A 20,821-nucleotide genomic window follows, 5' to 3' on the forward strand; every position below is an offset into this window, starting at 1 on the left:
AGAAAAAACGACCTAACTATCGAAAAAATAAACCCCGCTTAAAAAAGCAGGGTTTATCATCAATCTGAAAGCTCGCAACTGCGAGCTTTTTGTCATTACTTATGCTTATTGAGATACTTGGCTTTCAACCTGCTGTACGACGACAGGCTCTTCTTTACCACGCCATTTACGGATCAGACGTTTAAAGTCTTCCAGTGCAACATATTGGCAAGGGATCAAGATTAACGTAATGACCGTTGCAAACAGCACACCGAATGCCAATGATACTGCCATTGGGATGACGATTTGTGCCTGTAGGCTAGTTTCAGCGATGATAGGCATCAAACCAATAAAAGTCGTTAGTGAAGTAAGCAGAATAGCGCGGAAGCGTTTACAGCCAGCATCCACCGCAGCTTGCTTAATCGGCACACCTTCCTTACGAGCTTGGTTGACGAAGTCGACCATCACTAATGAATCATTCACCACCACACCCGCAACGGCAATGATACCGAAGAAGGAGAGGCTGCTCATGGTCATACCTAAGATCATATGGCCATATACCGCACCAACCACACCAAATGGGATCACCGACATGATGAGCATAGGTTGCGAGTACGAGCGCAGTGGAATAGCCAATAGTGCGAAGATGATAAGGAGTGACAACACTAAGTCACGAATTTGTTCCGCCACACTGTCCATTTCTTCTTGAATACGACCTGCTACCGCACTTTGTACGCCTGGGTAGTTTTTCAACAATGAAGGTAAGTATTCGTCACGAACGTTTTTTGCAATTTCAAACGGCTGCGCCTGATTCGTATCAACAGATGCCCATACGTTAATGGTACGCTTAGAGTTTTCACGGCGAATACGATTAACGCCATCAACAATACGAATATCTGCGACTTCAGAAAGTAAGACTTCTGCGCCACTTGGCGTGACAATACGAACGTCGTTAATGTCGCTGATGTTATCGCGCGATGCTTTGGGATAACGGATCATCACTTTGATCTCTTCGCCTTCACGTAAAATACGTTGTGCTTCGAGGCCGTAGTAGCTGAAGTTCACTTGTGAAGCAACATCCGCTAAGGTCAAACCTAAGCTGTAAGCAAGCGGTTTAAGGTCAAGTTGAACTTCGTCAGTAGCACTTTGCATTGAGTCATTCACATCACCCACGCCTTTGATGGTTTTCAGCTTATCTTTAAGCTTGTTAGCAACTTCGATAAGTTCATCTTTGTCTTTGCCTTCAAGGCGGAAGCTTATATCACCATCGTCACGGCCACCGTTCATGATGCTATCGGTGATGTTCATGGTTTTTAAGCCCGGTAATTGCGGCATATTTTGACGCCACAAGTCACTGAGTTCAAACGTGCCAATAGGGCGATGCTCAGGTTTAACTAATACTGCCATTAAGCGTGCATTGGTACGGCCATTTAAGCTGACAGAAATATCCTCAATCATCTTTGTGCCATATTGTGCTTCGATTTGCTTGTCGACCGTTAGCACCATTTGTTCAATCTTTTGAATGGTTTGCAAAGTCGCTGTTTCAGACGAGGCCAAGTTCATTTCAATTGAGATACTTGGGAAGTCGTGTGGAATTTTTGGATTCGCAACGAATTTCACGAAGCCACCCGCAAATAAGCCACCACTGACAATTAAGACTGAAAGGAAACCAACAATAACGGTGTAGCGATAGTGCACGCATTTTTCCACAAACGGACGGTACATTTGCTCGATAAAATAGCGTAAGCCTGCGTCAAACTTGTCACGCATGCGATGTAAAGGATTCTTTGGATTGTGTGGAGTATTCTTCATTGCCGCTAAGTGCGCAGGGAGAATAAATTTAGACTCAATCAAAGAGAACAGTAAACAAAGGATAATAACCCCACCAATGGCTTTCGAAAACGCCGCGCCAGGGCCGGTGGCAAAAGTTTGCGGTAAGAAAGCCGCAACTGTGGTTAACACCCCAAAAGTGGCAGGTACAGCAACGCGTTTTACGCCGCGTACCACGTTATCTAAGCTATGGCCTTTTTCTTCGATTTCGGCATGGACTGACTCACCAACGACAATCGCATCATCGACTACGATACCCAGCACTAAGATAAACGCAAACAGCGATGCAAGGTTAATAGTGACATCGAGCGCACCCATTGGCATAAACAGGAATGCCCCAAGGAAAGATACTGGCAGACCCATCATGACCCAAAATGCCAAACGAATACGCAAGAATAGCGCGAGCATCAGCATGACCAACAAGCCGCCAAGGACCATGTTCTCAATCATCATATTCAAACGACCATTGAGGTAGTAAGTCAGGTCAATAAATGGTTCAAGTTCGACTGTTGGTGGCAATTCTTTCGCTTTACGCTCAAGGTATTGCTTCATGACCGCGGCAACTTTGGTAATGTCTTGGTCTTTTGACGCGTTCAGTTCAAATACGAGAGAGTTTTTGCCGTTGTATTTGCTGTATTGCAAACCTTCTTCGAAGTCATCATGTATGGTCGCGACATCGCCTAAACGAATTTGTGCGCCGTCAGGTAAGTTGAGGAGCGGTAAACTTCTAAATTCGTTACCACGATAGGCCTGATGCTCAACCCGCATGGAGATATAACCGTTTTCAGAGCGAATTTGACCTGCTGACATATTAGCCGAGAAATTACGTACTGCATTGGCGATATCGCGGAACGATAAACCATATTCGCGCAGTTTATCTGGACTCACTTCAATACCAATTTCATAGGCAAGGCCGCTGTGGAAATTAACTAGGTTAATACCCGGCAGTGACATCATTTCGTCATGAAGCTTATTGCCTAAGTCCTTGAGATCATGATTGCTTAAGTCGCCGCTCAGCGCCATCCACATGACTTCTTGTTCGTACTTTTCGCGACGTACAATCGGGCGCTCCATGCCAGCGGGGAAGCTAGAGATAGAATCAACCTGCATTTTGACTTCGTCGAGCACTTCTTTCGGGTCGTACTTTTCCTCAACTTCAATCCAAGTTTGCGACATGCCGCGATTTGAATAAGTGATAAGGCGTTTGATCCCTTCTAAGCCTTCAAGCGCTTCTTCCACTTTAATGGTGATGCCTTCTTCTACTTCCTGAGGCGCAGCACCGGGGTAAACTGTTTGAATACTTAACCAGTTAATTTCAAATTGTGGGAACATCTGTTTTCTGATGGTGAAGGCAGACAGTAAGCCGCCCACCAAAATAAACACCATCAACAGGTTGGCAGCAACAGGGTTGCGTGCAAACCAAGCAATGATGCCTTTTTCCTGAGATTGTTGCATGGCTTACTCCTCTTTCAACGCCAGTTGCGTAGTAGCGTTATTTTCTAAGCCGGCATCAATACGCAGTTGCATGCCTTCAGTTGGGTACTCAAGCGCAGAGGTGATGAGCTGTGCACCTTCAGTTATGCCGCTATCGACTATCACCATACCTTCGTAATCACGAATGATATTGACGGTTTTAAAGCTCAGGGTTAAATCGTCATTCAATACACGGATTTTACCATCGCGCACCAAATGTTGTGGAATAGCAACGGCGTTATCAAGCGCTTTACCTGTGATCTGGGCGGTTAAATAGCTACCAAAACGCAGCGGTTTGCTGTTGTCTTGATACGGATTAGTGACTTGGGCCACAAGATAAGTCATGCGGCTGCGTTCATCGATAACGCCTTCACTGCGGACAATTTGACCTTGCCACGTTTGCTTTTTACCCGCCACGTTAGCCGACAAAGTCACATTGGCGTCAAGGCCGAGCTTTTCCAAATGACGTAAGTCTTTATCGGCTACAGGTAAGCGAATTTCCGCTACGGAAATGGAGTTGAGTAAACCAAGCGCGTTGCCAGGGTTTACCACGCTGCCTAAGCTGATGTCACGACCTTCAATGATTGCGTCGTACGGAGCACGCACATAAGTGCGCTCTAAATTACGCTTTGCACGTTTGACATCTGCCTGTGCCGCTTTGTAGCGAGCTAGCTTTTCTGCCAACTGAGGTTTACGTAAATACAGCTCTGACGGGATGGCTTCGCTTGAATCACTTTTGATGCGTTGCCACTCAGCTTGTGCCACTTGCGCTTGCGCACGTTCAATTTCAAGTCCTGAGCTTGCCTGGGCAAGATTCGCTTCGGCTTCAATCAGCGCCGCCTCATAATCATTGGGGTCGATGCGTGCAAGCACTTGGCCTTCTTTAACAAATCCGCCTTTAACAAACTGTTCAGAAAGCTCGACCACTTGGCCTGCAACTTGAGCTACTAATTGGGTGTGATATTTTGGCTGAACTACGCCATAAGAGCTCACATCTAGCGTCATAGGAGCCAGATGCAGCGGGCTTGCCTCAACCAGTGGATGGATAACTTCTTCCACTTTTTCTTGTGGAGGCGCTTTCATCGCTGCAAATCCTGCAGCAGCTGCAATGCCGATAGCGAGGACGGCGACGGGAAATAGTATTTGTTTACGACTTGCCACGATTTCATTCCTTCAATTTTTATAAGACGGTTTGCAATGGAATTTTGCAGTTTATGTAATGAAGGATACGCTAAATCTTATGTCTAGGTGTTTACAGCAAGCATTAGTTTGTAACAAAGCATTGCGTAATGGTGAGGGTATTTACATTAGTAACTTTTCTAGTAACAGATCAGGAGGTGAACACCTCCTGATCTGGATAAAACTGGCTGTTACAATGCTTTTGGTGGGAAGTTAGCTAAGATCTCAGCCACGGTTTTGTTAATGGTTTCGGTGCGTTGTTCAGGCGTTTGATTTTTGCGTAAACGGCCTTCTTTCACTCCACGCCAAACCAATTGTTGGGCGTTTTTATCAATAATATCGACGATAATGGTGCCAACATCGTACTCTTGAACTGTGGTGCGGCTGCGCACGCCCCAACCCCAATGGCTCCAATGTGCGGTGTACATGGTATCTATGGTGTCAGAGACAATTTCTTTATCGACGCTGACATGATAATTCACCAGCATATCGGCTTGATTTGGCTCGGTAGCATTAAATCCTTGCTTGCCCATTTCGCTGCTGATGGCGCTACGTAGGCGTTTTTCCATCAAATCATTGACCTGATAGTGCGGCGCCATGTTGCTAATGTTGGCATCGGGTGCAAACGCGTAGGTTTTGTAATTGCTGAATTGAACTGACTTGTCGTAGTCCCAGTCTGGTGTTTTGGCACAGCCAGCTAGCAATACCAACAAGGCCGCGCTTAAGAGTCGTTTCATGATGTTACTCCTTGTTATCGAGCGCTAATGCGCTCGCTGATAAAATACTTATAAGCAATAGACAGTGAATTGGTTATGAATGTTCCACTTCAATCCAGTCTTTCTCATCAACCCAGTTTTGGCTGCCCTTATTGACGCTGCGAATTGGCACTAGGTAATCACAGCTGATCTGTGGCTTCACCGAGGCGAAAATTGGCACAAAGCCAAAGCTCAACGCAGTTTCAATAATGGCTTTTTGGTTTTGCGGGTCGATATCAGCCGCTTCATCTATATAGATAGGAATACGATAGCGTGCTTGTTCCTGATCTGACAAGAGATAACGGATAAATAACATACCGCATAGCAGTTTGATGGTTATACGGGTGCCGTTTGAACCCGCTGAGTCGATTTTTTCAAAAAACTCAGTTTCTCCCGCACGGTTAACCACTTCAAAACGAATGTCGAATAGATCAGTTAAGGTTAAACCCGCCTTTTCACTGGCAAATTTGATCAATAAATCTTTGGCTTCGTTGACGGCCTTTTCGTCATGCGGTTGGCTGGAAAGCAAATCTAAGCTTTCGCCTTGCTCATACAGATCCGACGTCGCGATGATGGTGTCGATGGCGTCCACCAACATCTTGCGCGGCATAATATTGATTTTAAAGGCCTGCAAGTTGGAGATCCGATGCAAACTAATGCCTTTATTGAAGGCGTTCATTTCGCGTCTTAAGCGGTCAAGATCTTCACGCAAGCCTTTAATTGTGGCAGCCACTTCAGTGAGCGCAACCCGTGCATGTTTGCCAACGGCATCACGCTCGTTGTCGATATTGTGATAAGCCGCAATCAGTTTTTGGTATTTAACTGTGGCGTCGGTTTCATTATCAAACTTAGTGATCCCCGCATTGTAAATATGCAGGTAAGTATTTTTGATATTGACATCTAGGTTACGTAGTTCGTGGCTCCATTTATTGAACTGATGAACCACTTCTGCCAAGTTGTCAAAATCAAGATTAATTTCAACAGGGTAGGGCGCAATTTTACCACTGTATAAATCCAAAGTGTGATCAATACGCTCACTTTTAACTTGGCGTAAACGTTCTGCTTGACGCAAGATCAGTTCAATGCGGCTTTGAATAATGGCGCGTCTATCGGAAATAGAACCAGCATTGCGTTGCACATCATGTAAGTAGCTATCGACTTGCTCACGCTCCGCATCTAACTGTGCTTGCAGTAAGCCTTGGGCTTCGGCGGACTGCGCCATAGTTTGAAACTGTTCAAAGCGTTTTAGTGCTGCTTCTAACGTCATTAGCTCATCGTAAAGTGCGTCGCGCTCTTGCTGCTTTTGTGCAACGTTGGCGGCGACTTCGCGTTGCTTTTCTAACTCAAGTAATGATTGTTGCAATGCGTCAACGCGAGCTTTTAATTGTTCACGGTTTTCACCGCTTTGCATTTGCACTGGGTTGAGCTTTTTGATTTTGATGGTGGCGCCAGGCAAATGCAACTCTTGGCCGACAATCGCCGCTGAGAGTGCAGCGAGGAAATCACCAAACGCGGCTTCGTCGTGAATATCCACTTCACCCTGCGAAGTAGTGGCGAATGACAGTAAATCTGGGTTTAAAATCCGCGAAATTTCTTCAACTTCTTTTAACGATAAATCTTCGCGCATGCGCGTAAAGAGGTTGTATTCGAGGTTTTTCAGTTGCAGCTTTAAGCTTTTGATCTGCTTTTGCGTTTCGCTAATACGAAAATCTAAGGTGTGTAAGCTTTGCCCTTGTGCGCTGTTAATTGAAAACGACAGGCTTTCGTATTCTTTTTTCAACAAGCTGAGATTGGTTTTGAGCGTGGCGTGATGGGTAAGCTCAAATTCAGATTTAAGTGCGTTGTAGTCCAAGAACCATTGCTCAATCTGTGTTTGCTTGCGGGCAATGTCGCGAGATTGTTGCAAATACAGTTGCTGCTTTGACTCAAACTCATGGCGCTCCTGCTCTATGTCTTCCAGTTGAAGGTTAAGTTCAGCGCGCTGTACTTCAACATATTCATCAAAGGAGATCAGCGCTTGGTCAAGTTTTGGCGCGTAGGCGGCCAGTTTGCCCCGTAAACCACTTTCTCCTTCGAGCATAGTTTCGAGCGCTGCAATTGCTTCACTCATGGTTTCTAGCGCGTTTAGCTCACGGCGGGCGTGATTTACTTTGTCAAACGCACGGCGCCACACTTCGTAAAAGTCGACCTTAGAGTTAGACATATGGCGTTCAAAAACGCGCAGCATAAAACGTTTTACATCTTGTGCGCCGAGTTTGTGCAGGTTCAAGATGCGGCGAAAAATTTCTTTATAAATAGCGGCATCTTGGACGTTATTAAGTGGGATCATCTTAAGATTGATCTCACCATCAAACTGGGTGGCGCCGCCCGTCAACAGCGCGTTTAACTCTTGCGCTTTCAGTTCCAGCGGTTTGTAGCCTTTTTCACTCAAATGATTGAAGAGCTTAGTGTACTTTACAATGGCTTTGCCTTCAGTAAAGTCGCCTAAATCCAGCTTGCCGTTATAGCAGAAAAACTGATGGGCATAGCCGGCAATTTTACCAAGGCCTGCCACACCAATCACTACATCACCATGAGGTAACGTTGCTTCTAGCAAAATATAGGACTGGTCGCTAGAGAAATAAAATTTACGGGTTTCCTCTAAGTCGTGACCATCCCATTCAGTCAAGCGCAAGTCGTTAATCAGCGGAAACTGAAGGGCGTTGATAACCGAGCTTTTCCCTGTATTATTAGGGGCGCAAATAGATGCACTTTTATCCAGTGGGATAACACATTTGGCGTAACCTGCGGTGTTTAGCAGGGCCAGTTTTTTAAGTCCGTACAGCTGACTCATAGAGTATCCTCAAATCCTTCAATCTGTGTTTCGTTGACTTCCATCAACGCGTCAATATAGCGATAAACTGGGGCCAGATGCTGATAGCCATTTTCCACTTCGCGCGCCAAACCAAAGCGTACCATACGGCCATACACGTCTTTGCGCAGTTCACTGCCGCTGAAAAGCTCCAGCTGGTCAAACAGATGTTTGTTCATTTGCACTAGCGTTTGCATCAGTTCTAGGTCAATCACTTCATCAAATAAGGCGCGTAGCGGATCTTTACCTAAGTTGGCAAAGTGTTCTATCAGCACATAGATGGTTAATGCAAAGCTGCGTGAGGTTTTGCCCATGTTGGGGGTGCTTTCATCGGCGGCGAAGTAAAAGAAGCCGCGGCTGTCATGTTTCAGCTCTTGACCAAGGCTGGCAAACAGCGCCTCATACGCGTCCATATGTTGGTCCAGCTGTTGCCACTGGGTGGTGTCTTGCTCGCTAATATGACAGCCACTTGCCAATTTCTTATGAATAGCTTGCAGCTCAGTGAGTTCATTTAAGTTAATTGTTGTCATGGTTAATCTGCTTTATTGGCGGCGTTGAAGGGGTAGAGCGCAAATGTTTGCTCGCCTATTACCAAACGGGTTTTCTGCTCGTCTTGTGTGAGGTTAAACGCGTCGTCGCTGATGAGCTTTTGATACAAGAACAACAGTTCATCTGCTTCTAGAGCGGGGTACGCGTCAGTGAGAAAACCAATCAGTTGGGTCTTTTTACCGCTAAAGTGTTTGAGTTTGGTGGTGACATCTTGGTAGTCAGGAATAAACGGACTTTGATAGCTTGGCACATCGCGTTCATCCGGTAGTTGATAGGTTTCATCTTCAAATTCGCACAAGCTTGCCATATAAGCCACCATATGGCGCTGCTGACCCAGTGAGAAACGTTGTACATCCGAGACAAAATGCGGTTGTGTTGAGTTAAGTACGTTATCTACGCCATTTTTGCGAATAAGTTGCAGCACTTTCGCCGCTTGACGGGTGATCAAAGTGTTACGGCGCAACTCCTCACGTAGTGGTAACAGCATATCGGCGCTACGCCTTAAGCTCTCACGACCAACTAAGTGCATATCCAAAATTCGAGTACGCAGCTGCTCTAACATACGTTTATCTTCGATCCCGCGACCGAGCGTACTCAAAAGCGCGATTTGGTCGCTAATTTGCGTCTCAATGGTAGAAAAACAGGCGTGAAATGGGCCATGAATATCAACCATGTTTAACATTGGCTCAATGTATTCATCAAATGCTTCAAGTACAGCTTGGTAGCGTTTTTGCAATGAGAGGTTAGAGTGGTCGGCCTTGGCTTGCTCAACAATATTGAAGATTGCGCCTTCATTATGTTGATAAAGCTTTACGATTTTGCGTACCCGTTCATCCATAATGCGGCTAAAGCGCCGTAATTCACCATGGTCGGCTACTTGTCCGGCTTCCGCTAAGCGATTCCCTAATCTCTCCAAATCTTGTACTAATACGGTAATTTCCTGCGCCAGACCTAAGTCTTCTTCTTGCAACAGATAACTCATAAAGTCGGCAATGGCACGATTGAGTTCGAGTTGCGAAGATTTCGCTAACGGAATGATGATTTCCAATGTTAGCAATTTGTTAGCTTCTTTAAAAAGCCGTTCGCTCGTCCAATTTGGATTCTTGTATTTTAGTAAGTTTTGTACATCTTTTAGACTAAAGTCTGAGTGCTTAAAGCGCTTAAAAAGCAGCTCTAGCATCGACCAATGCTCATTTATCGTATTTAATATCTTTTTAGCTGGGATCATAACTTTCCAGTCAATGGCTTATACATCGCCGCTTGGTGTAAAAATTTCGACAAAATCCGTTTACTCAATGGCATCACTTGTCCTTAAATGCTAGACTGCGCGCCGAACTACGTTGCCCTTCAATTTTTTTACTTATTACACAGGTTGTTTACGAACTATGGTTACGCCCATTATTCTTACCCTGGTAGCGGTCGCATTTTTGCTGATTGTTATAGAGGATATCATCCATGTAAACAAGGCCAAAACTACGCTTTTTTTTGGTACTTTATGCTGGATTATCGCATTTATCTTCCCAATTCACGGCGAAAGCCCAGAAAATGTACAACATCAGTTAGATCATAACATTCTCGAAATCGCCACCTTGTGGTTATTCTTAATGGCTGCGATGACCTTTGTTGCTTACCTCAACTCCAAAGGGTTCATTCAAAATATTGTCCATCGCGTGATGCCTGCCGAGATCAGCGAACGACGCTTGATGTTTGTGGTTGGCGCCGCCGCTTTCTTGTTCTCATCCATTTCCGATAATATCACAGCGACGTTGATTTCGCTTGCGGTGGTGATGTCGCTGAAGCTGGACCCAAAAAAGTTAGTAAAATATGCGACTTTAATCATCTTTGCGGTGAACTCAGGTGGGGTTTCACTGATCACAGGTGATGTGACAACGTTGATGATTTTCTTAGCGGACAAAGTCTCAATTCCAGATTTATTACTGTTGGTGTTGCCGTCCATGGTGGCGGTGTTACTGCTTGCCACTATGCTATCGTTTGGTATGAAAGACCCAATCATCTTTGAAAAGCAAGAATTAAGACGCATTGAGAAAACCGATATCGCAATTGCGACGATTTTCTTCTCAACAATTGTGGCAACGTTAGTTTTGAGCGTGCTTTATCATGTACCGCCGCTATTGACGTTCTTATTCGGGTTGTCTTTGATGTTCTTGGTGGCACAATTCTTAATGCGTAAGAAAGACGTGAACAAGAAAATCATCGATTATATTCGTGAAATAGAATACGACACTTTATTGTTCTTCGTTGGCGTACTGCTTTTGGTTGGTGCGCTCAAAGAGGTCGGGGTGCTTAACTTATTTACGCATTTATATGAGTACTTGCCACCGCATTACGCCAACTATTTGATGGGGTTATTGTCGGCAACGATAGATAACGTGCCGCTAACAGCTGCATTATTGAAAGCAGACATTGTGATGACAGAGCAAAACTGGTTGGCCTTTACCTATGCGACAGGTGTTGGTGGTTCCATGCTTATCATTGGCTCAGCTGCTGGTATTATTGCCATGAGCAAAGTAAAAGCCCTGACGTTTATGAGCTACCTGAAAATGTCGGGTTACTTATTGATTGCTTATACTGTTGGCTACGCAGGGGCGTTCTTAGCAGGACAATTTATTTAAAAAGTACTTGACACCTAGACGTCTAAACGATAGTTTTCATCCGCCCAGTGTGAACTGGGCACTGCTATCAAACAGAGCTTTGTTAGCAACAGAAGAGGTGCGATACCTAGGTAGTTAGTGTGAGAGGACGAACTCAGTGAACACTAATGAGGGAGAGTATCGCCGAGGAGAGCCAGCGCTTCGTCGCGCCGGTTTTTCGGTTTGTGAGGCTGAATCCTCAGGACTGTCACCAAGATAATGGTGGAGAGCTTCTGGCAATGGTTTATATCTTCCTTACCGACGAGTCACCTACTTGCCAAGTTCTCCTTGTTTTTTGTGATTGCCGCCACCATGTTTAAGGCGCAATCAAAAGGAGATTCCATGAATTCACAATTCGTTGTTGCTAAATTTGGCGGCACAAGCGTAGCCGATTTTGATGCCATGCAGCGCTGTGCGCAAATCATTCACGACGATAACAATGTCCGTCTGGTTGCTGTAAGCGCCAGTGCTGGCGTAACCAATCACTTAGTCGCTTTGACTCAACAAGGTCACAGCGATGCGGAACGCGCGCATATTGTTGAGCAGATCATTCAAATTCAAGACAATATTCTTGCCAAACTGAGTCTTGATGCAGATCTTGCACAAGGTTTTGACCTAACAATCAATGAACTACAAACCTTGGCAAAGCACAGTGCGCTCAGCAAACAACAATGTGATGAAATGCTGAGTTTCGGCGAGCGTCTCTCTTCTTACTTGTTTACCCAAGTTTTACGTGACTTAGGTATTGCGGCACAGCGTTTTGACGTGCGCCAAGTGCTAAAAACAGACTCGCATTTTGGTAAAGCAACGCCAGATATTAAAGCCTCGCGATTAGCCGCAGAAGCGCATTTAGTGCCACTGTTAAACGATTATGTAGTTGTAACCCAAGGCTTTATCGGTGCAGATCAGTTCGGTCAAACAACGACTTTAGGTCGCGGTGGCTCAGATTACAGTGCCGCATTATTAGCTGAGGCAATTGACGCCTCTAGCGTACATATTTGGACTGACGTAGTGGGGATTTTCTCAACCGATCCAAGACTCTGTGCTAAAGCGACGCCAATTGCGCGTTTAAGCTTTGATGAAGCGGCAGAAATGGCCACGTTTGGTGCCAAAGTATTACATCCGGCGACGATTCTACCAGCGAGCCGTAAAGGTATTTCAGTGTTTGTTGGCTCAAGTCGTGAACCGCATGCTGGCGGTACTTGGATTGAAAAAGAGAAACGCCAAGAAGCGGGCATTCGTGCGGTCACCCAACGTAAAAACCAAATTTTACTGACCTTGAAAAGTCCCGAAATGTTGCTTGCCAGCGGCTTTTTAGCGCGTATCTTTACCATTTTGAGTAATTACAATATCTCGGTTGATTTGGTTACGACTTCTGAGATAAGCGTTGCATTGACTTTAGATAATGCGCCAAACGCTAGCCGTCCAGAATTGGATCAAGCTTGTTTGGAAGAGCTCAGTCAGTTCTGCCATGTTACGGTAGAAAATAACCTAACATTAGTGGCTTTAATTGGCTCTGAAATCCAGCTTAAGTGTGAGCAGAGTAATCTGATGGCGGTATTGGCTGATTTTAACATTCGCCTGATCTGCCACGGTGCCAGCAAACACAACCTGTGCTTCTTAGTTGAGCAAAGTGAATCAGATAGAATCGTTCAAGCTATTCACCAACGTTTGCTTGAGGCGGCGTAATCTTATCGGCGTAGTGTAACGCACACTACGCCAGCATCTTTTTTAAAATAGTTTCGTCACGATTGGCACATTGTGGTTTTTTGCTAATACTTAAAACGCATGGGTTAACCATGTACGCGTTGATTTTAAGCAGCAAACCAGATGAGTCAGCAAGGTAACGCTAAGCTATGAAAAAAGATGAAGATAAGAACCTAGAAGAACTGTTTTTTTTCAGTCAATTGCTGCAAGAGTGTTCAGCGCTTGAGCTGCTTAAACAGATTTTGATTTTTTCCCACCATGCCGTTGTGATCACTGATGCTAATCAGCTCAATGGCTATCGCATTATCTATGCTAATCCGGTTTTTTGTCGTCAGACTGGTTACGAACTGGCGGAGTTAGTGGGTAATTCACCTAGTATTTTACAAGGCTCTGACAGTAATTGGCCGGTCATCCATCGCATTACGCCTGAGCTGCGAGACAAAGGTTACTTTCACGGTTCTTCAGTGAATTATCGTAAAGATGGCAGTAAATACGCGGTGGAATGGAGCATTTCAGAAATACGCAATGAGCTTGGCGATGTTAGTCATTACATTTCATTCCAGCGCGATTTAACGCAGTTGCATCGTATGTCGGATAAAATTAAAAAGACCAATGAGGTTTTTAAGGACTTTTATCTGAATATGTTGCACGGCAAAAAGGCCGAAGCTCAGCCAGATTTATTAGAGTTGATAAAAGATAACGCAAAAATGTACAGCGGCAATATACGCCAAGATGACATACCAACGTCACCCACGGATCGTTACTTTGAAACTTCTGATCAGGAATTAGGCGCGTTTGGTCGAAAGGTTATCAAAAAAGCTGAGTCCGCAGCTTTCTTTTGGGAATCTAATCCAATTGATGAAGCGCGAGTCAAAACCATAATTCGTGCGCTTAAGGCGGTTGAGAATGAAATTGCGCGGATAGACCTCGTTGGTGTTACAACACGCAGGCTCGCCGCAATTGCAGATAAACTAAAAGAGGTCGCAAACAGTGTGTTCTTTTGTCGCGAACTTAACGATGGCGCCTTAATCATTGATGAAGTCGCCAATTCCTTACGCCAAGAATTTAATCCCAGTGAATTTCCCATCGAAGTGTTGCTGGCATTTTACAAAGAATGTGCCCACTGGATAAACGATGTGTTTGTTCAGCGTGAAGCGGAAAATATCTTTTTAGGTGAAACCCATGTGATTGCTGCGGGTAATCAGTTATTGGCCTTATTACGCCATAAATAAGGCCGACCACAACCAAGTTGTAACTGTGCGAAATAAGTGATTAAAAGCAGGTTTAGGTGGGGCTTTTGGGGCTTACATTACTCGCCTTATTTGGTCGCTTTTTTCTTCAGCATCAGTATAATCAAACGCCCACAACAATAAGCAAAAAGTGAAATTTATGGCTGCAATCCGTGATGGATTTCAAAGTCGCATTGGCTTTGTACTCGCTGCGGCAGGTGCTGCGGTAGGTCTTGGCAATATTTGGGGTTTTCCCACTCAAGCTGCAAACCACGGTGGAGGTGCATTTCTTTTAGTGTATTTTATCGTGGTGTTCTTATTAGCACTGCCAGCCTTATACACAGAGCTGTATATTGGCCACCAAGCACAAGCTAACCCGGTAAAAGCTTTGAAATTAGCATGGACTGAAAAGGCACCGAAAGTGGGCGCTACAGCCGGTTATATTGGCCTGTTTGGGGCCATTGTGATGCTAAGCTTTTATAGTATCGTTGCGGGTTGGATGTTGGCCTATGCACTTGAACCTTTTGCGCGTTTATTTGGTTTAGAAGCACTGAGTGAGTTCTTAAAATCCGATAGTTTAGAACGCAATCTACTTTTTACTCCTTTAATGCTGTTACTTACGGCCAGCATTATATTTAAAGGCGTTAAATCAGGTATTGAAGCTTGGTCACGACGTTTAATGCCATTGCTTCTAGTGCTGCTGGTGGGATTAATTGTTTATATTGCCACTCAAGATGGCGCACAAGCAGGTTTTAGCGCTTATTTACAACCAGATTTCAGTAAAGTCACCGATCCCGACCTTATCATTGCGGCGATGGGGCAAGCGTTTTTCTCGCTATCGCTTGGGGTCGGTTGCATGATGATTTATGGCTCTTATTTAAAACCCAATGAAAATCTGCCACGTTTAACCGCAAGTGTTGCAATGTTAGATACTGGCGTGGCGTTTTTAGCGGGGTTATTGATTATTCCCGCTATTTACGTAGCACAGCATAACGGTGTGCAAGTATTTCAAGACGGCAAACTAATTGGCGAAGGCCAACTTATTTTTGCGGTATTGCCTGAGCTGTTTAGCAGCATGGGGGAAATTGGTTTAGTGGTGGCGCTTACCTTTTTTGTGTTGATGGCTATCGCATCGTTAACTTCAACGATTTCCTCTACGGAAATTCCCGTATCATTCTTAGTTGAAAATCATGGTGTTACTCGGCGCTCTGCAACTTGGTGGGTGACCGCGACAGTGATGCTTGCGTCGCTGACGATTATCTTTAATTTTGAGTGGTTGTTTGGTTTAGTTATCCAAGTATTTACCCAGTATCAACTGCCACTTATGGGGCTCTTTTACTTTATTACGGTAGGTTGGATGTGGCGGCGTGGTAATCAGTTGGCATTAGAGTGTAAAGGCTGGATGTATTATTTTGCCCAGTACGTACGCTTTGTTTGTCCTATCTTGATGACTGCAGTGTTTGTCAACGTAGCGTTTAATCACTAAGAATATGATAGTTAAACATTAAAGGCCCGTAAGGGCCTTTAATGTTAACAGTGTAAACACGCGTCAAAGTATTATTTGATTTCTACATCAGTCACTGTTTGGTAGCCGTTTGCGCTCAGTTCTTCGTTTACGCAATCAAGCACATACTTTTTCAAAGCTGCGGCTTCAATGCCATCATCTTTTGCCCAATCTGCACACATTTGTGTTAAATCGGCGACAAGATCTTTAGGTGCTGGATCTTTACCGTCATTGGCGGCCATAACATTGGTGGCGCTGATAAGGGCAATTACACCGATCATCTTGCTTAATTTGTTCATGTTGTGATGTCCTAGAGGGTTGAATCAACGTGACATTTTTAAACCAAATTAAAGCGCTAAGATAACGAAATTATTTTTTCGTGAAGAGCGAAATCTATTATCATATTAACGCCTTCAGTCATCCTTGGAGTTTTTTGATGGAACCAGAACAAAAACCACATTTCGGCCATAAATTAGAAAAGAGTTTAGAAACCACGCTGTTCAGCGGTCGCTGGTTATTGGCGCCGTTTTTCCTTGGTTTATTGTTTGCCGTTGTATTGCTGTTGGTGAAATTTTGCAAGCAGCTCTACGCAATGGTTTTGGTGACATTTTCAGCTACCAATCAAGAAGTATTGGTAGGGATTTTAACCTTAGTGGATACAGCGTTACTCGCGGGACTATTACTTATCATTATCTTTAGTGGTTATGAAAACTTTGTGTCAAAAATGGATATTAACCATGCTGATAGACCCTCTTGGATGGGAAAGGTGGGGTTTTCTGGGCTGAAAATTAAACTTATTAGCGCTATAGTGGCGATATCCGCGGTAGAACTGTTAAAGGTATTTATTAGCTCCGAAGAGTTAACTTCTCAACAATTGGCATGGAAAGTGGGAATTCACCTGACGTTTGTGATTTCAGGTGTGCTGTTTTCTATTACCGACTATATAAACAGTAAAACCCATGACGGTGCACACTAATTTCATAAGTCGATAAAACAATATTGCCCAACGTATGCTGGGCAATATGCTATTAGCTGTTGAACAGACGCTTGCAGCAAAGATAATTGGCTAGTATTGCAAGAGTTAGCCAGATAGCCGCTGAGCCCAACTGTATGAAGACATTTTCAGAAAAATTAGGTATTGCTTTAAAAAGACTGAAAAATACAGCCATTGCAATGATTAACAACACTGAGCTAGTCGCTACTCGTGAAGATAAAGTGCTAAATGCAAGAATACTTAGCAACCCAGCAGCGAAGCAGGTTGTGTGCATTAGCGCATTAACAATGCTAAGCCACCATGGCGTTGAATAAGCAATAAAATTACCCAGCAAGAGTGCGATAAAGCAAATCACGGCTATCAATAAGGTAAAGCGCAGGTTTGCAGTTGCAAAGCCTAACTGTAAAGCTCGTTTTGAGTCATAAAGTGGTAGCAGTAATAATGAGTCTGTCAGTTGTGGTGGCGATTGTAGACGTGCCCAGTGGATCACAAAGCCTGATGTCATGGCTAAATTCAATATCAAGAAGGGGACTTTATTGATATTGAAGTAAATTGCACTGAGCACTGAGATAGAAATGACTAGCGCCGTAATAATAAATAACCAGAAAAATAGCTGCCGACCGACATACAAACTGAGCGGAAAAAGCCAGCGAGATAAAGGCAGTTTATCAAGCCAAAGGAGATTATTGGTGACTGGAAGCCAGCTCTCACGCAGTGCATTACGGTAGTAGCTTAATGCGGCGCTTTGCCATTGCATGTTTTGGAGCTTAGCGCGGCAAGAGTAGGCAAGCACAAATGCCACTGCTGATAAAATCACAAAGATACTAAAATCTAACTTCATTTCAACCGCAGTAGATAAGCCCGCAAATAAGTACGCGTAAAAGTTGTACTTGAAATACTCGCAGTGTATTAACGTTAGTTTTAGTACCACCAGACCTGCGATGAGTCCTATCGCAAATCTATTAAGCGTGTTGATTTCATTCGTTGCGATACTAATGGCAAAAAATACCGTGCAACTGAGTAAAATCACTAAAAACCCTTGCTTGAGAATAAACTGAGTACGGGCTGGGACTAGCGAGATAGTTTCGTCAGCGCGCAGTTTCACTGTCTGCCAAGCGAAAGCGCAACACATGGAAAGAGACGCGAAAGGGGCGGTAAATTGTGCAAGATCTTTAAAGGTTGAAAACATCAAAGCGATACAGGTGATTAATGCCACTAAACCGTAAAGCATGTAGATACTACAGCCTTTGTCTTTAAGCCATACTCGCCACACATCTTGTAGTTGATAGCGCGCTTGGATCATGACTCATGAACCTCAATAAATAATTGCTCTAGCGATAGAGTTTGCACAGCAGTAACACTTGGCCAAACTTGCCCGCTATAGCCAAAGATAACAGCACTTTGCGCATGGCGATTGAGTACTTTTACGGTGCTTAAATCGATATTAGAGTCGGTGAAGCGGATTAATCTAGTCTGTTCTTTTACCGTATCAATTTCATCGTTCAAGATAAGCTCACCATCTTTAATTAACGCGACGTGGCTGGCGACACGTTCGAGATCTGTGGTGATGTGAGAAGAGAATAAAATCCCCGAACCGGACTCGAGCGCGAGTTCAAATAAGTCGCTCATAAAGGCGCGTCGAGTGATGGGGTCGAGGCTCGCGACAGGTTCATCAAGCAAAAGCAACTTTGGCCGATAAGCCATTGCCATGATCAAAGCGAGGGCTTGGCGCTGACCGATAGAAAGCTTTTCAACAACTTGATTGTCAGCAAGTTGAAAGCGCTTCAACCAGCTACATTCAAGGCCGTGATCCCAGTTAGGATAAAAACTGGCATGGAGGCGCAGTGCATCGCGTACGGTAAAGCCATCGTAACCAAAGGCCTGTTGTGGCACATAGCCAATCCGCTCTTTTACCGCGATATTCAGCGCATTGCTGGCCATGCCTAAGCATGTTGCTAGGCCACTATCAGGTTGCTGCAAACCAAGTGCAATCCGCATTAATGTGGTTTTACCGGCACCATTTTTACCCAGCAATCCCACCACCATACCGGGTTGAATCGCAAGCGAAATGTTATTTAGTACCGCCACTCCATCAAATGATTTCGTGATTTGATTTAAGTTCAATAAGTCCGACATGTTAGTTTTCTTCCCAGCGTTTTTGTATCGCGACTGTGACCTGCTCAATATCAAAGCCAAGCTGTTTACTTTGTTGAATTAGTCCGTCAATGGCAGGTAGTAATAAATCTGTACTGAGTTGCTCTGTTGCTGCAAGACGCTCTGCCACTTGCGTTGCTTGACCGCGACGACGCTCCAGCCAACCTTGCTCAACAAGTTGTTGAATAGCCCGTGACACTGTCATGGGATTTACCGAGAAATGCTCAGCTATGGTGCGGACTGAAGGCAAGGTAGTGCCTGATGGCAATTGACCACCCACAATGAGCCGCACGATTTGCTCGTGAAGTTGGCGATAAATCGGATCGCCAGAATTGGGGTTGACATGAATTAAGTCTAGCATTAATCTAACTCTACTGTATTAATACAATAATACACTGATACACTCAGTATGAGATTAACACACCGAGTGTGAAATGCAATAAGGAGTCAAGAATGAACAATAAAGTATTCAACAGGATCAGCCGCTTGAGTATTGCACTTTTACCTTTAATTGGGTCGTATCAAGCATTGGCGACAGATCTTGCCAAACCGCAAACGCCCGAATTAACCCCATGTTATGCCAAAGGAATGAGCGATAGATTGCTGTGCGGTAGCATTATGCGACCGATTTCCGAAAACCCGCAGGATGGTGAATTTGCCTTGCATTTCACCATTATTCCGGCGATTAAAAATGCGCATCCAGATGAAATGGTATTGGCATTTGCAGGTGGTCCTGGGCAATCGGCAACGGAAATTGCTGGTGCTTTTAATAAGGCGCTCCATATCGCAAGACAAAAACGCGCTATTTTATTGGTTGATCAGCGTGGGACGGGGAAGTCTAAGTTACTGCAGTGTGATACACCTTCCCTTAGCGAACTTATGGCATATGCGGATGACCCTGAAACTTTACTTGCCGATGTCGAGCAAGAATCTAAAGCCTGTTTAGCGCAGTTGCAGGTCGACTTAAGTCACTTTACCACGCCGGTTGCAGCGGCCGACTTTGAAGCGGTACGCGAATATTTAGCAGTAAAAGGCTTGCACCTCTATGGTGGTTCTTATGGCACCCGTATTGCCCAAGAATATGCGCGCCAATATCCAGCTCATGTAAAAACCATGACGCTAGACGGCGTAGTGCCGATGCAACAAAGTCTATTGGCTATCGGCACGGCTGTAGAAGAGGCACTCGCTGCGGTATTTCGTGACTGTGAGCAAGATAGTGCGTGTCACGCAAGTTATCCTACGCTTCAGGCCGACTACCAGCAGCTCATGGCAAAGCTTGCACAAGAGACCGTTACAACCCAAGTATTGCACCCACGTACTGGTGAGCAAGAGCAATTCGTGGTTTCTGCCAACAAATTATATTCTGCGCTACGCATGGCACTTTACAGCAAAGCGAGTCGCGCCTTGATCCCTTTGACTATCTATCAGGCGAATAAAGGGAACTATAGCCCATTGCTGGGTTTAATGTCTGGCAATGATGTTGCTGAAGGCATTGCGATGGGAATGCACAATAGCATTGTATGTGGTGAAGATTGGCCGTTATATCAGCAAAATCAAGCAGCTTATCAAGAAACCGTGAGTACGCCACTCGGCGGCCAAATGATGCGTACACTCAGCGTCGGCTGTGAAATATTACAGGTGAAGCCCGTTGATAAGGCATTTTATCAGCCGCTTAGCACAGACATTCCGACGCTACTATTAAGTGGTGGATTAGATCCTGCAACGCCACCAAGTTGGGCAGAGCTGGCAATGGTGAAAATGACCAATGCAAAACACTTTGTCGCGCAAGGGGCGACGCATATCGTCGCCATGCAAAGCTGTGCAGACAAACTAGTTGGCGAGTTTATTGATTCAGCTAGCACCGAGAAAATCGACGCCAGTTGTTTAGATAAACAAACTCACCAGCAATTCTTTTTGAACATTCAAAGCGTTGAAGCTTTACCTAGCGTAATAAAGGAGTGAAGTC

General features: G+C 44.7%; 16 protein-coding genes and 1 riboswitch. Of the genes, 6 read left to right on the forward strand and 10 right to left on the reverse strand.

All coding sequences use genetic code 11. The features are described 5' to 3' along the window. Window positions 1-105: 105 nt before the first annotated feature. The 6 genes from ACFOEE_RS18800 to ACFOEE_RS18825 form a co-directional block, all read right to left on the reverse strand. Window positions 106-3,264, reverse strand: a complete 3,159-nt coding sequence (locus tag ACFOEE_RS18800) for an efflux RND transporter permease subunit (protein ID WP_377128066.1) — start codon at window positions 3,262-3,264, stop codon at window positions 106-108. Between the two features lie 3 nt (window positions 3,265-3,267). Next, complete coding sequence (locus ACFOEE_RS18805) at window positions 3,268-4,443, reverse strand: efflux RND transporter periplasmic adaptor subunit (RefSeq protein ID WP_377128069.1); 1,176 nt, start codon at window positions 4,441-4,443, stop codon at window positions 3,268-3,270. A gap of 209 nt (window positions 4,444-4,652) precedes the next feature. Further along, entirely contained in the window at window positions 4,653-5,198 is a 546-nt protein-coding gene (locus ACFOEE_RS18810) for a DUF4136 domain-containing protein (RefSeq protein ID WP_377128072.1), read from the reverse strand. A gap of 73 nt (window positions 5,199-5,271) precedes the next feature. Then, entirely contained in the window at window positions 5,272-8,049 is a 2,778-nt protein-coding gene (locus tag ACFOEE_RS18815) for an ATPase (protein WP_377128075.1), read from the reverse strand. After that, entirely contained in the window at window positions 8,046-8,597 is a 552-nt protein-coding gene (locus tag ACFOEE_RS18820; protein WP_377128078.1) for a condensin complex protein MksE, read from the reverse strand. Before ACFOEE_RS18820 ends, ACFOEE_RS18815 begins: the two co-directional genes overlap by 4 nt. Window positions 8,598-8,599: 2 nt before the next feature. Further along, on the reverse strand, window positions 8,600-9,844 hold the full coding sequence (locus ACFOEE_RS18825) for a hypothetical protein (RefSeq protein WP_377128081.1): 1,245 nt from the start codon (window positions 9,842-9,844) through the stop codon (window positions 8,600-8,602). A 157-nt stretch (window positions 9,845-10,001) separates the two neighbouring features. Here ACFOEE_RS18825 and nhaD point away from each other — a divergent pair, with 157 nt between their 5' ends. The 4 genes from nhaD to ACFOEE_RS18845 all read left to right on the forward strand — a co-directional run bounded on the left by nhaD (window position 10,002) and on the right by ACFOEE_RS18845 (window position 15,689). Beyond that, window positions 10,002-11,249 carry a sodium:proton antiporter NhaD gene (gene nhaD / locus ACFOEE_RS18830; protein ID WP_377128084.1) on the forward strand — a complete coding sequence of 416 codons (1,248 nt, stop codon included), beginning with the start codon at window positions 10,002-10,004 and terminating at the stop codon, window positions 11,247-11,249. Window positions 11,250-11,333: 84 nt separating this feature from the next. Further along, window positions 11,334-11,508, forward strand: a riboswitch (Lysine riboswitch). Window positions 11,509-11,609: 101 nt separating this feature from the next. Next, the gene (gene lysC, locus ACFOEE_RS18835; RefSeq protein ID WP_377128086.1) at window positions 11,610-12,956 is read left to right on the forward strand and encodes a lysine-sensitive aspartokinase 3; all 1,347 of its coding nucleotides are present in this window, start codon (window positions 11,610-11,612) and stop codon (window positions 12,954-12,956) included. A 167-nt stretch (window positions 12,957-13,123) separates the two neighbouring features. Then, window positions 13,124-14,206, forward strand: coding sequence for a PAS domain-containing protein (locus ACFOEE_RS18840; RefSeq protein ID WP_377128089.1), 1,083 nt, complete (start codon window positions 13,124-13,126; stop codon window positions 14,204-14,206). Window positions 14,207-14,363: 157 nt separating this feature from the next. After that, the gene (locus ACFOEE_RS18845; protein WP_377128092.1) at window positions 14,364-15,689 is read left to right on the forward strand and encodes a sodium-dependent transporter; all 1,326 of its coding nucleotides are present in this window, start codon (window positions 14,364-14,366) and stop codon (window positions 15,687-15,689) included. A 71-nt stretch (window positions 15,690-15,760) separates the two neighbouring features. Here the strand turns inward: ACFOEE_RS18845 and ACFOEE_RS18850 are convergent, their stop codons facing one another. Beyond that, a complete protein-coding gene (locus ACFOEE_RS18850) occupies window positions 15,761-16,006 on the reverse strand; it encodes a hypothetical protein (protein ID WP_377128094.1) in 246 nt (81 codons plus the stop codon). A 137-nt stretch (window positions 16,007-16,143) separates the two neighbouring features. On the opposite strand from ACFOEE_RS18850, the gene ACFOEE_RS18855 reads away from it, so the two are divergent. After that, window positions 16,144-16,683: a TIGR00645 family protein gene (locus ACFOEE_RS18855; protein ID WP_377128097.1), complete on the forward strand. Its 540-nt coding sequence runs from the start codon at window positions 16,144-16,146 to the stop codon at window positions 16,681-16,683. A gap of 52 nt (window positions 16,684-16,735) precedes the next feature. On the opposite strand, the gene ACFOEE_RS18860 is transcribed toward ACFOEE_RS18855, so the two are convergent. The 3 genes from ACFOEE_RS18860 to ACFOEE_RS18870 are packed head-to-tail and all read right to left on the reverse strand — an operon-like array spanning window position 16,736 to window position 19,216. Beyond that, window positions 16,736-18,004 (reverse strand): hypothetical protein, encoded by a 1,269-nt coding sequence (locus ACFOEE_RS18860; protein WP_377128100.1) that lies wholly within the window; start codon window positions 18,002-18,004, stop codon window positions 16,736-16,738. Next, window positions 18,001-18,837, reverse strand: coding sequence for an ABC transporter ATP-binding protein (locus ACFOEE_RS18865; protein WP_377128103.1), 837 nt, complete (start codon window positions 18,835-18,837; stop codon window positions 18,001-18,003). Before ACFOEE_RS18865 ends, ACFOEE_RS18860 begins: the two co-directional genes overlap by 4 nt. Window position 18,838: 1 nt before the next feature. Continuing rightward, window positions 18,839-19,216, reverse strand: a complete 378-nt coding sequence (locus tag ACFOEE_RS18870) for a GntR family transcriptional regulator (RefSeq protein WP_377128106.1) — start codon at window positions 19,214-19,216, stop codon at window positions 18,839-18,841. A gap of 92 nt (window positions 19,217-19,308) precedes the next feature. Between ACFOEE_RS18870 and ACFOEE_RS18875 the strand changes: the two genes are divergently transcribed. Continuing rightward, a complete protein-coding gene (locus tag ACFOEE_RS18875) occupies window positions 19,309-20,817 on the forward strand; it encodes an alpha/beta fold hydrolase (RefSeq protein WP_377128109.1) in 1,509 nt (502 codons plus the stop codon). The last annotated feature ends 4 nt before the right edge of the window (window positions 20,818-20,821 follow it).

Origin of the sequence: Pseudoalteromonas fenneropenaei (assembly GCF_042643375.1) — a bacterium.
In the GTDB taxonomy this organism is placed as follows: Bacteria; Pseudomonadota; Gammaproteobacteria; order Enterobacterales; family Alteromonadaceae; genus Pseudoalteromonas; species Pseudoalteromonas fenneropenaei.